Source organism: Pseudomonas sp. P7758 (genome assembly GCF_013386485.1).
Classification (GTDB): domain Bacteria; phylum Pseudomonadota; class Gammaproteobacteria; order Pseudomonadales; family Pseudomonadaceae; genus Aquipseudomonas.
The window spans coordinates 17,667-30,117 of the sequence record NZ_JACARS010000083.1; the positions used below are offsets into that span (position 1 = coordinate 17,667).

Sequence of the window (12,451 nt, forward strand, 5' to 3'; positions counted from 1 at the left end):
GCTTAACGCCAGAACCGGGCAGAACCCAGGTACTGGAGGTCTTCCAGCAACTCATGCATCTTGGCCTGCGATTGCGTAAGTTCATTCTGTTTGAGTACTACCTGCACTGCAGCAAACGCCCGTTGGATACGGGGCGAGTCCTCACCGCGCAGTTTGGGTAATACTTTGGAATAGATAGCCTGGTCCAACGCACTTTCAAAGTCGATAACGTTCCAGCGCAACGCCTCGCGGATATAGCCCATTACATCGCTGATCGTGCGCCAGCCGAAATGCAGCCTGACGGGACGAAGTGCTGCGACCAGATCCTTGAGTGCCTGCTGGACTTTGTGGGTCTGCTCGCTGGAAAGCGGACTATTTTTCCAACCAGGAAAGGCGTCCACGTCAATATCCCAGAACTCAATCACGCAGGCACGATCAAGCACCTTGTCGCTGAGTCCATGGGTGGTTTCGTCCATATTGACGGTACCGATGATAAAGAGGTTCGCGGGGTAGTCGAGGCTGGCTGGAATCCCATTAATCTCGACGCCTTGGGCGTGCAACTCGATCCGGTCACCGGTTTCCATTGCCGACAACAGCGGTGCGAGGTACTGCTCGGGGTGCGACAGATTCATTTCGTCCAGGACCACAGTGTAGGCACGGTCTGGATCTGCACTGGCACACAACAGAAAATCAAGGAGCGCCGTCCGCACATAGACTTCATTATTAATCGGGTTAATGTATCCCAACAAGCAAGACGGATCGTGCCAACCTGGTTGTACCGCAACGGTCAGCAAACCCTGCGCGGGATCTTTTTCCCCGTGCCGTAAGCCCAATGCATAACCTCGGGCCAGCAGTGTTTTCCCAGCACCGCTCAACCCCGTCAATACGGCAAGATGACGACGGTGATGGCTCCACAGGCCGGCATCGAGCTGGCCTATGAGTTCAGGGCGCAAGACAATGTTGTCGTCGAAACTCTCAAGAATCTCTCCCAGTTTCGGACGGTTGATATAGCCTTGGTAGTCGGGCGAGGTTTCTTGTGGCACCAGTACCGGGTCCCCTCCGAGCAAACCTGGAACCCAATGAATACGTTCGGCCCAAGTCAATCCACGCTCGGTCAACTGCAAGGTCTTGTCGGAGGCCAACTCAACAAGCTTCAGGCTGCGCAACCAGTTGATCAGTGAGCTCGGAACAAAGTTGCTGGTCCAGCCTGGATTGACCTTTTGTAGTTCCAGCGCCAGGGCCTTTACAGTCAAAGGTTCCTGCATCAATAGATAGAGCATGTTGTCGAAACCGAGAATACGCGTTAACAACCAATCGCAGAAATCATCCGGGTCGCCAGACTCAAGGAAACTTTCGCCTCTTGGCGTCAGGTAAAGGTTGTCTCCGTCAGGCCGCAATACACCCCACTCCGCAATCAACGCATTGATTTGAGTGTTGAGGGTGCCGGTTACATGGCCGGGGTTAATTGAATGCATGTGCTCACGGAAATCTTCGCGCGTGCAGCCTTCACGAGCAAACTCGATCATTGAACGAATGGTTGATGAGCCCCCACCAATAGCCAACATGCCACGGCGCCGACGATCTGCAGGTAATGGGTTGAGGCGCTCCTCTCCGGTAGCCAGGTCTGATACCTCCGTCGCCTCCAACTCCGCCTTTTGGACGTGATTGACGTACAACAACCAAGGCACGGTCATATGCTCAACAAAAAATTGCGTCAGCCCTGGGCCAGGATCGTCAAGAACCCCCTTCAATCGCGCCATTACCCAGCGTTGCTCCGACAGGCCATGCCCCAGGGGACCGTCAAACCCCATCGCGATAGCCAGCTCGTGGAGCTTTCGGAAATTGGTAATAGTCGTGAAGTATTCAGGACAAATAGCCGCGAGCAACCGACATAACTTCAGCAAAGGCCGGCGCTTGACCTTGAGCTCTACCAAGGCAAGTACCTGTGACCAGGTGGAATCAATCAACATCTCCACGGCATCAGGGAGCAACACTCGATAGGTTGACTTTAGCTGCCATAAGACCTCGGCGATTTGCCCATCGGCTGCCACCAATGAAATGTCGACACTGCCCATGCCTGTGGCTGAAATAGCCCGGCTGTCCCAAAGCATTCGCTGAAATGCCTCACTGGTGAACTCATCGTGATCCGACTCGCGCACTTTTTCGAGCAAGACCATCAGTCGATTACGCCACTCCTGATTTCCAGGTTGGGTGCGCGTTTGCTCAAGCGCGCTTTTACAAGCGGCTTTCAGCTGGGTGTCATCTTTCAAATCCAACAACATTGGCTTAGCTCTCCGAAGCCACTAGGTCTTTTTACGGCTGAACGGGCGTGAATCGTTAAAGCACAAAGCGTCCGTCTCAGACTTGCAAACTGAAACCAGCAGGAGGACAAATAAGCGTCACCATTTTGTCGGCCTTTCTACGGTAATCATCACCCGCCCACACGTATGCCTTGATCCAGATTGTCATGCTGTCGTATTGGAAACGGATACAACTCTGATAATCAAGGTACATGTTGGAACGTGCGACCTGTTCCTCACGCTCAAATACAGTAATTACCGCCAACGCGGTAGTCCTTGCACGCATCCTGTTGAGCTTTGGCGCTACGCATATCCGCAGTTGAGAACCGGTAAAACTCGTTGCGCTCCAAGTCCAGCTCAGTGCGCACGGCGTCACGTTCCTGACTGTAAGGATGGCTGTGAAAGTCTCCGAGAAAACGCAGTTCCGGAAAGAATGATTCGACGAAGGTATTTTTCAAGGTATAGGCATCGTCGCGGGCAGTAACGGAATCCCCCGTGCGGTGAGCGGCAGTCGATACATTTGCCTGGCTGATACGGTACACGGTCTCGTTCATACTGGTTGAGCTGAGATGGCCCCACAGATAACCAAAGGTCTCCAACTTGATCCCGGTACCGTCCAGATCGGCAGAGTGATCAACGCGGTAAGCCTCCAGCGCAGAAGTGGCAATCGTAAAAAAGGCTTGTTCGGACAGTGATACCAGGCAATTGGACATGGATCTACTCGTGTCAGTCGGTGAGATCGACACAAGGGAGGCGTGAAAAAACTCCCGCTACATGACCATCCTTGTGTCGAGCATTGCGCAATGGCCATAGAAGCCATCCAGGGGCGATAAGGTAACCGATCACCGAGCGAAGACAAAGCCATTTGCCACTATCACACACCGCAAGCAACTTAACCCAACCAGCCTACCTCAGATACAGCACGTGGCCTGATATATGATGGGTACTCGACCGATCAGGAAATGACCAATGCTGCCGATTCGCACCCCGTTGATCCTGCACCCCGGCTTGTCTACCGCTACCCGGCGGGTCTGGCTGAAGCTCGAGAACCTGCAACCCTGTGGCTCGTTCAAGTTGCGCGGCATGACCACGCTGTGCGCCTACGCGGCGAGCCAGGGCAAGACCACGGTGGTATGCCCCTCCGGCGGCAATGCCGGGCTGGCCACGGCCTTCGCGGCGCGCGGCCTGGGGTTACAGGCGCGGATCGTGGTGCCGACCACCACCCCCGAAGCCACCCGCGCACGCATCCGCCAGGCCGGGGCCGAGGTGGTGGTGCACGGTGATCTGTGGGATCAATCCAATGAGCTGGCGCTGCAACTCTCCGAATCACCTGAGGCACTGTATGTGCCGGCCTTTGATCACCCGCTGTTGTGGGAAGGCCACAGCAGCATGATCGATGAGATTCTCGAGGACTGCCCTCAGGTGGGCGCCATCGTGACCTCGGTGGGTGGCGGTGGACTGCTCGCGGGCGTTCTGACGGGCCTGGAGCGTCATGGGCGGTTCGGCTGCAAGGTGATTGCGTGTGAAACGGCGGGCGCGGCTTCGTTTGCTGCTGCCGTAGAGGCTGGAAAGCCCGTGCGGCTGGCGAAGATCGATACCGTGGCCAAGTCGTTGGCCGCGACCCAGGTGGCGGCGTGGCCGGTGCAGCATATCGGCAGGTTTGCCCATCAATGCGTGGTGTTGAGTGATGCCGACGCGATGATGGGCGTGGCGCGGTACGCCGATGATTTACGCCAGTTGGTGGAACCGGCATGTGGGGTTTCGTTGGCCGTGGCGTATCTGGAGCATGGGGCGATTGCCGGGATTGAGGATGTGGTGGTGATTGTGTGTGGTGGGGTAAGCATCAGTGCGGAAACGGTTGCCCAGTGGCAAAACACGGTCTCTCTATGATCGTTCCCACGCTCCGCGTGGGAACGCCGCCCTGGACGCTCCGCGTCTGCTCTTGAAGTCGTGACGCGGAGCGTCACAGGATGCATTCCCACGCAGAGCGTGGGAACGATCAATTCAGGCATCCTGCAGGATCAGATCCGCACCCTTCTCCGCCACCATCAACACCGCCGCATGGGTATTGCCCGAGGTCACGTTGGGGAAAATCGACGCATCGACAATCCGCAGCCCTTGCATCCCGTGCACCTTCAGGCGCTTGTCCACCACCGACACCAGCGGGTCCGAGCCCATGGCGCAAGAGCCACACAGGTGATAGATCGAGCCGCTGTTCTCGCGGAAGTACTGCAGCATCTGCTCATCGGTTTGCACCGCCGGCCCCGGCAATACCTCGGCCACCGTCACGCCCTTGAGCGCCGGAGCCTGCATGATCTTGCGCATCAGCCGGCTGCCCTGGATCACCTCGTCGATGTCCTTTTGGGTGCTCAGGTAGTTGGGGTCGATCAAGGCCGCGTCCCGTGGGTTTTTCGAGGCGATGCGGATCGTCCCGCGGCTGGTAGGCCGGCACGGGTTGAAGCACAGCAGGAAGCCTGAATACGGCTCGGGCTTGAGGCTGGCCTTGTTGTTTTTCGGGATCTGGTACGACAGCGGGTTGAAGTACAGCTGCAGATTGGGGTGCGCCTGCCCTTCGTTGCCGCGAAAGAACCCGCCGGCCTGGTTGACGCTCATGGCCAGCGCGCCCTTGCGGGTCAGCAGGTATTTGAGGCCGAGTTTGAACTGGCCAAACAGCGAACTGAGCTGGTCGTTCAGGGTCGGGATATTGGCCTTGTAGTAATAACTGGCGCAGAGGTGGTCCTGCAGGTTCTGCCCCACTGCAGGCAGGTCCTTGACCAGCGGGATGTTGTGTTCGGCGAGCAATTGCTTGTCCGCCACACCCGACAGTTGCAGGATCTTCGGCGTATCCACCGCCCCGGCGCACAGGATCACCTCCTTGCGCGCGGTAAAGGTGCGAACCACGCCGTGCTGGGTCACGCTGATGCCGGTGGCGCGCTGCTGATCGTCGAACAGCACGCGGTCTACCAGCGCATGCAACTCCACGGTCAGGTTCGGCCTACCCAACGCCGGGTGCAGGTGCGCAAAGCTGCTGGAGCAGCGCTCACCGTTGCGGGTGTTGACGTCGTAGAGGCCCGCACCTTCGAAGTTCGGCCCGTTGAAGTCATCGCTCAGGCCATAGCCCAATTGCTCGCAGCCCTTGAGAAATACATCGCAGATGGCGTGAGTCTGGCCCTTCATCGGGGTGATGCTGATGGGGCCGCTGCTGCCGTGGTATTCGGTGTCGCCCAGGGGGTGATTTTCCAGCTTGCGGAAGTACGGCAGCACGTCCTTGAAGCCCCAGCCGTCGTTGCCATTAGCCGCCCAGTCATCGAAATCATGGGCCTGGCCGCGCACGTAGATCATGGCGTTGATCGAGCCGGAACCGCCCTGCACCTTGCCCCGCGGGGCATAGATGGCACGGTCGGCCAGCTGTTTTTGCGGCTGGCTGTAGTACATCCAGTTGAAGGTCGGGTTGTAGTACATCTTGGCGAAACCGACCGGGATCTTGAACCACCAGGAGCTGTCCTTGCCGCCGGCTTCCAGCAGCAATACCGAATGCTCGCCCGAGGCGGAGAGTCGGTTGGCCAGGACGCAACCTGCGGCGCCGGCGCCGGCGATGATGTAGTCGTATGTCATTCACGGTTACCGCATAAGTCGTTTTTTTTAGCCCTTGGCGGGCGAAGTGTCTTTCACGTCAGCAGGCGTGGGCGCCATTTGCAGGTGCAGCCGCTCGCCGGTGTACGGCGTGTGCTTGCGCACCACGTCCATGTTCAGCTCCACCCCAAGGCCCGGCTCGGTGGACGGGATGATGTAGCCGTCCTCCCATTGCAGTGGCTTGGTCAGCACTTCGGCATGGAAGCCGCCCCAGGTCATGATGCTTTCCTGGATCAGGAAGTTCGGCGTGCACGTGGCCAACTGGAAACTCGCCGCTGCGCCGATCGGTCCGTTGTACAGGTGCGGGGCGATCTGCGCGTAGTAGGCCTCGGCCATGCTCGCGATTTTCTTGGCTTCCAGCAGGCCGCCGCAGCGGGCCACGTTCATTTGCAGGATCGATGCACCACCGGCCTGCAAGAGCTTGAAGAACTCGTACTTGGTGGTCAGGCGCTCGCCGGTGGCGATGGGAATGCTGGTCTTGGCCGCGACCTGGGCCATGGCCTCTTCCTGACCCGGAGGCACCGGTTCTTCGAACCACAGCGGGTCGTATTTCTCCAGGCGCTTGGCCAGGCGAATCGCCGACGACGGCACCATCTGCCCGTGGGTGCCGAACAGCAGGTCGCATTTGTCGCCCACCGCCTCGCGAATCTTGCGGCAGAAGGTTTCGCAGCGTTCCAGCACTTCCAGGGAGATCTGGTGGCCGGAGTACGCGGTGTACGGGCCTGCCGGGTCGAACTTCACGGCGGTGAAGCCCTTGTTCATGTTCTCGATCGCGCATTCGGCGGCCAGGTCCGGGTCGTCATAGTCGTACTCGCCCTTGCTGTTGACCGGGTACAGGTAGGTGTAGGAACGCAGACGCTCGTTGACCTTGCCCCCCAGCAACTCATAGACCGGCTTGTTGGCGGCCTTGCCGATGATGTCCCAGCAGGCCATTTCCAGGCCGCTGACCACGCCCATCATGGTCAGGTCGGGGCGCTGGGTGAAACCGCTGGAGTACGCCTGGCGGAAGAAGCGCTCGATGTGGTGCGGGTCGTGGTTGAGCAGGTAGCGCTCGAACACGTCCTCGATGATCGGCAGCATGGCCTTGGGGCCGAAGGTGGCGGCGTAGATCTCGCCCACGCCTTCGATGCCGCAGTCGGTTTTCAGTTTGACGAACAGCCAATACATGCCGCCGATGTGCGGCGGCGGTACGGCGACAATATGGGTTTCAAGGGCGACGATTTTCATCTCAGGCACCTGTCTGGTTGAATTTTTTACGATTGATCCGGGCGCGCAAGGTCAGGGCCGCGAGGGTCCCGAGCACGCCGATGAAGGCGATGTAGCCGAAGTACAGGTTGTAGCCGACCTGCCCCGGGTATGTGTCGGTGAGGTAGCCATTGATCAGCGGGATAAAGGTGTCCGGCAGGTAACCCACCACCGAGACGATGCCGATGGCCAGGCCGGTGATGCGCAGCGGGATGTCGCAGCTGTCGAGGATCGCCCAGTACAGGCCGCGAATCGCGTAGGTCATCAGGCCGATAAAGATCACCGTGCCGATCAGCAAGCCGAGGCTGCCAATGGCCGGGAACACGATCAGGCCGACCATCGCCAGGGTCACCAGCATCAGCGCGACGATCAGCACCGAGATGTTCGAAAACTTGTCCCCCAGCCAGCCGCCGCCGATCCCGCCGATGGGTCGCATCCACAACTTGATGGTGGTGATGGTGCCGGCCATCACGGCGGTCATGCCGCTGCCTTGCAGGTAATCGGAGAAGCTGTAGGTGGCCCAGAACATGTGGTAACCGCAGAACACGATGGCGGTCACCAGCCACAGCTCGGGGATTTTCACCAGGGTGGTGAGGTCGGCGATCAGGTTGAACTTGCCCTTCTCCACCGCCGCAGTTTCGGCCATGGACTTGGGGTCCTTGAGCAGCACCAGCACACAACCAATGGCGATACACACGAACGAATACAGGTAGACCACGTGCTTGAAGCCTTCGGCCGCAGTTTGGCTGCGGGTCTCGGTGGCGTAGGCGAACAGCCCCAGGGCCACGGTCGCCAGCAAGGCTTCCACCAGGCCACGGCCGCCGTCGAGGATGCCGAAGAAACGGCCCTGCTCACTGTGATGGGCGATCATCTTCACCCGCTTGAGCACCGAAGCCCAGAAGGTCAGGCCGGTGGTCAGGCCCCAGCAGCCGAAGATGATCATCAGGCCGGTCATCGACGGCACAGTGGAGTACCAGATACCCAGGGCCCCGGTGGCCACCAACGAAAAGAAGATCAGGAAGCGTGGCGGCAGGCGATCGGCCAACCAGCCGCTCGGCAGGTAGCTGAGCAGGAAGATCGTACCGAGCATCGAGTACAGATAACCCAGCTGGCTGTGGTTGATCTGGAACACCTCGAGCATGGTGGTCTGGTAGACCTGGCGCAGGTAGAGGATCGGGTAGATCGCCCCGGCAGCCAATACCAGCAACATCAATTGGAAGTAGCGACTGGCTTTTTCGCTTTTAGCCGCGGACACGGCATCGAAACCCTGGGCAACGGGTGCAGGCTTGGACATCTTGTAGACCTCGGGCCCCCACTGTGCAGGTGCCCCGATAATTGTTTTTATTGAGGTGAAGCCGGTGGTCGGTGAATCAGTACTTCATGACCACCAAACGGGTCTGGGTGAATTCAAGCATCCCGTGCTTGCCGTCATCGCCGCCCAGCCCTGAGCGTTTCCAGCCGGCGTGGAAACCCTGGTAAGGGTCGGCCGGGGTCCGATTGACGTACAACTCGCCGGCCTCGATGGCGTTGGCGACTTTCATGGCCGTGCGGTAGTTCTCGGTATAGAGCACCGACGACAGGCCGAACTGGTGATCGTTGGCCATGGCCAGCGCTTCGTCGATATCGCGGTACTTGAGCACCGGCAGCACCGGGCCGAAGATTTCTTCCTGGATGATTTCCATGTCCTGGCGGCAGGCGCTGAGCAGCGTCGGCGGGTAGAAATGGCCCGGACCTTCGGGGAGTACGCCGCCTGTTTCCAGTACAGCACCGTCGGCGATGGCGCGCTCGACCATGGCGTGAATATTCTGCCGGGAGCTGGCGTTGACCAGTGGGCCCATCAGGCCCGCATCCGTGGCACGGTCACCGAATTTGACGGCGCCGATCTTGGCCTTGAGCAGGGCCAGGAATCGGTCATAGACGCTTTCCTGCACATACACCCGCTCGACGGCCGTGCACAGTTGGCCGCAGTGGGTGGTCTTGGAAGCGATGATGTCGCTGGCGGCTTTTTCCAGGTCGGCGTCGGCCTCGATGATCGCCGGGGTCTTGCCGCCCAACTCCAGGGACGGCTTGGCGATGTTGGCCTTGCAGTAGTCGAGCACGATGCGCCCGGCGTTGACGCTGCCGGTCAGGGTGATCAGGCCCACGGCCTTGTGGGTGCACAGGGCGGCGGCGGTGGCGTGGTCCATGGTCAGGATGTTGATCACGCCGGCCGGCATGCCCGACTGCTCGACGGCACGGGCGATTTCAAAGGCGGACAACGGCGTGTTGTTGCTCGGGCGCACCACCACGGTGTTGCCGGCAATCAGCGCCGGGGCGATTTTGCGCAGCAGGGTATAGACCGGGTAGTTGAACGGAATCAGGCAAGCCACGACGCCAATGGGCTCGCGTTGCAGGAACAGGTTTTCGTCCGGGGTGTCGCTGGGGATGATTTCGCCTTCGATGCGGCGCGCCCATTCGGCGTGGTAGCGGGTGATCTGGGCGGCGTAGCGCGCTTCGTTGCTGGCGTCGTCGAGGCTTTTGCCGGATTCGCTGGCCAGCGCCCGGCCTATGCTTTCAGCGCAGGTTTCGAGGGCGGCGGCGAAAGCCCGCAGGTGTTCGGCGCGCTGGATGCTGGTGAGCTTGCCCCAGGTTTTCTGTGCGCTGGCGGCGGCATCGACGGCCGCAATGGCTTCATCAGGGGTGGCGGCGGACACCCGGCCTACCTGGGCCTCGGTCGCGGGGTTGTAGACCGCGATTTGGGCGGTGCTGGCAGGTTCGGCGAAGTGGCCGTTGTAAAAGTTGCGCTCGATTTGCATATGGTTTTTTGCCCAATCGTTGTTGTTTTGCGAGTGACTTGCAGTTTTGTCATTGGGCGGGGGTTGGACAAACGATTTATTGACGGGGGTAACGTGCGAAAAATGCAGGTTAGTGGCTGATCCGTATTAATGACCCGGGTCTGAGTCTGTATTGTTCTACCCATACTTCCTACAGTGCCGCCCACTTGGAACCGTGGGAGGACTAAGCATGCAACCACCATCAACCGCACAGGCCTACAACTACAAGGTCGTGCGTCAATTCGTCATTGCAACCATCGTCTGGGGCGTGGTCGGCATGGCCATGGGCGTGTGGATCGCCTCGCAACTGGTGTGGCCCGAGATGAACCTCGACCTGCCGTGGACCACCTTCGGCCGCCTGCGCCCGCTGCACACCAGCCTGGTGATTTTCGGCTTTGCCGGCAGCGCGCAATTCGCCGCCAGCTACTACGCAGTACAGCGCACCTGCCAGGTACGGCTGTACTCGGACAAGCTCGCTGCCTTTACCTTTTGGGGCTGGCAGTCGGTGATCGTGATCATGCTGGTCAGCCTGCCACTGGGTTACACCACCACCAAGGAATACGCCGAGATCGAGTTCAGCGGCGCGGTGTGGATGACCGTGGTGTGGGTGGCCTATGCGATCGTGTTTTTCACCACTGTGGTGCAGCGCAAGACCCAGCACATCTACGTCGGCAACTGGTTCTTCGGTGCGTTCATCGTGGTGATCGCCATGCTGCACGTGGTCAATCACCTGTCGATCCCGGTGGACTGGTTCAAGTCCTACCCGGTGTATTCCGGGGCCACCGACGCGATGGTGCAGTGGTGGTACGGGCACAACGCCGTGGGGTTCTTCCTGACCACCGGTTTCCTGGGGATGATGTACTACTTCGTGCCGAAGCAGGTCGGGCGGCCGGTGTATTCCTATCGCCTGTCCATCGTGCACTTCTGGGCGCTGATCACCCTGTACATCTGGGCCGGTCCGCACCACCTGCACTACACCGCGCTGCCGGACTGGGCGCAGTCGCTGGGGATGGCGATGTCGCTGATCCTGCTGGCGCCGAGCTGGGGCGGGATGATCAACGGCATGATGACGCTTTCCGGGGCCTGGCATAAATTGCGCACCGACCCGATCCTGCGCTTCCTGGTGCTGTCGCTGGCGTTCTACGGGATGTCGACCTTTGAAGGGCCGATGATGGCGATCAAGACCGTCAACGCCCTCTCCCATTACACCGACTGGACCATCGGCCACGTCCACGCCGGCGCCCTGGGCTGGGTGGCGATGATCACGTTTGGCTCGCTGTACCACATGATCCCGAAAATCTTCGGGCGCGCGCAGATGCACAGTGTGGGGCTGATCAATATGCACTTCTGGCTGGCGACCATCGGCACGGTGCTGTACATCGCGTCGATGTGGGTCAACGGCATCACCCAGGGCCTGATGTGGCGGGCGGTGAACGATGACGGCACCCTCACCTACTCGTTTGTGGAAGCGTTACAGGCCAGCCATCCGGGATTTGTGGTGCGATTCGTCGGCGGGGTGTTCTTCCTCAGCGGCATGTTGCTGATGGCGTACAACACCTGGCGCACCGTGCGTGTGGCGGATTTGAAGGTAGCGCAGCTTGACGCGCAGATCGCCTGATGTGGGAGATAGCGCTGAACCTGGCGGCGGTGATCGGCCTGTATGGCGCGGTGGAGTATTGCCTGCGGGGCCAGTCGAAGGAGAGCCTGGATGAGGCCAGCCTGACGCCGTTCGCCGATGACCCGGAAGTGGCACGGCGGGTGGAGCTGGCCACGGGCAAGCGGGTCAACGCGGTGGCGCCTGAGGAAACAAAGCAGGACTGGGGCAATATAGAGATCTAATTGTGGGAGCGGGCTTGCTCGCGAATGCGGTGGTTCAGTCAACATATACAGCGACTGACACACCGCTTTCGCGAGCAAGCCCGCTCCCACACAAGCACCACATTGAGCGACTAGCCGCGTTCGCGGGGAATCAGGCTCTGCAACTGCAACGCCAGGAAGTTGGCATCGAAGCCGAACGTATCCGGGTCTTTCAAACCGTTGGTTTTCTTCCACAGCCAGTCGTTTTTCCCCGGCAGCAATACCAGGGAAATGCTGCCGTAGCGGGCGGCGGTCAAGCCCATCACCGACAGCGAAATCAAACCGCCGGCGCCCATCACATCCGGCACGAACTCCACCGGTTTGCCGGCGATATGGATGGTCAGTTTCTCGGTCTTGAAGGTGGAGGTCTCCACCGGCACGCTGGGGCCGGAAGCCACGTACGCCTCGCGCTGCACTTCCAGCAAACCGACCGTCTTCACAGGCGCAAGCCACTGCTCGATCTGGCCGAACAACTCGCCGATCTTCTGCGCCCAATGGGCCGACTGCACTTCGAACTGCTGTTTCTTGTGGGCTTCGCTGTCGGCGTAATGACGCAGCATCTCGCCCAGTTGTTGTACATCGTCCATTGCCGTGTTCCTTGGGTGACCCATGTTGCGAGCCTTG

At 59.8% G+C, this 12,451-nt stretch carries 10 protein-coding genes; 3 read left to right on the forward strand and 7 right to left on the reverse strand.

Annotated features, from left to right (window positions below; all coding sequences use genetic code 11):
• Window positions 1–2: 2 nt before the first annotated feature.
• Together HX873_RS18590 and HX873_RS18595 are read right to left on the reverse strand one after the other, a co-directional pair.
• Entirely contained in the window at window positions 3–2,261 is a 2,259-nt protein-coding gene (locus tag HX873_RS18590; protein ID WP_177039959.1) for an McrB family protein, read from the reverse strand.
• A 260-nt stretch (window positions 2,262–2,521) separates the two neighbouring features.
• Complete coding sequence (locus HX873_RS18595; RefSeq protein WP_177123020.1) at window positions 2,522–2,992, reverse strand: hypothetical protein; 471 nt, start codon at window positions 2,990–2,992, stop codon at window positions 2,522–2,524.
• Window positions 2,993–3,248: 256 nt separating this feature from the next.
• Here HX873_RS18595 and HX873_RS18600 point away from each other — a divergent pair, with 256 nt between their 5' ends.
• The gene (locus HX873_RS18600; RefSeq protein WP_177035527.1) at window positions 3,249–4,169 is read left to right on the forward strand and encodes a pyridoxal-phosphate dependent enzyme; all 921 of its coding nucleotides are present in this window, start codon (window positions 3,249–3,251) and stop codon (window positions 4,167–4,169) included.
• 114 nt (window positions 4,170–4,283) lie between these two features.
• Here HX873_RS18600 and HX873_RS18605 read toward each other — a convergent pair whose 3' ends face one another.
• The 4 genes from HX873_RS18605 to aldA form a co-directional block, all read right to left on the reverse strand.
• A complete protein-coding gene (locus tag HX873_RS18605; RefSeq protein ID WP_003212548.1) occupies window positions 4,284–5,894 on the reverse strand; it encodes a GMC family oxidoreductase in 1,611 nt (536 codons plus the stop codon).
• Window positions 5,895–5,921: 27 nt separating this feature from the next.
• Complete coding sequence (locus HX873_RS18610) at window positions 5,922–7,139, reverse strand: mandelate racemase/muconate lactonizing enzyme family protein (RefSeq protein WP_008432553.1); 1,218 nt, start codon at window positions 7,137–7,139, stop codon at window positions 5,922–5,924.
• A gap of 1 nt (window position 7,140) precedes the next feature.
• Window positions 7,141–8,451, reverse strand: a complete 1,311-nt coding sequence (locus HX873_RS18615) for a nitrate/nitrite transporter (protein ID WP_177123021.1) — start codon at window positions 8,449–8,451, stop codon at window positions 7,141–7,143.
• 76 nt (window positions 8,452–8,527) lie between these two features.
• Complete coding sequence (gene aldA, locus HX873_RS18620) at window positions 8,528–9,952, reverse strand: aldehyde dehydrogenase (RefSeq protein WP_003212551.1); 1,425 nt, start codon at window positions 9,950–9,952, stop codon at window positions 8,528–8,530.
• A 208-nt stretch (window positions 9,953–10,160) separates the two neighbouring features.
• Between aldA and ccoN the strand changes: the two genes are divergently transcribed.
• Window positions 10,161–11,588 carry a cytochrome-c oxidase, cbb3-type subunit I gene (gene ccoN, locus HX873_RS18625; protein WP_008432550.1) on the forward strand — a complete coding sequence of 476 codons (1,428 nt, stop codon included), beginning with the start codon at window positions 10,161–10,163 and terminating at the stop codon, window positions 11,586–11,588.
• Window positions 11,588–11,809, forward strand: coding sequence for a CcoQ/FixQ family Cbb3-type cytochrome c oxidase assembly chaperone (locus tag HX873_RS18630; protein WP_102369024.1), 222 nt, complete (start codon window positions 11,588–11,590; stop codon window positions 11,807–11,809). The genes ccoN and HX873_RS18630 overlap by 1 nt, the downstream gene beginning before the upstream one ends.
• A gap of 110 nt (window positions 11,810–11,919) precedes the next feature.
• On the opposite strand, the gene HX873_RS18635 is transcribed toward HX873_RS18630, so the two are convergent.
• The gene (locus HX873_RS18635; RefSeq protein WP_003212554.1) at window positions 11,920–12,414 is read right to left on the reverse strand and encodes a hypothetical protein; all 495 of its coding nucleotides are present in this window, start codon (window positions 12,412–12,414) and stop codon (window positions 11,920–11,922) included.
• Window positions 12,415–12,451: the final 37 nt, after the last annotated feature.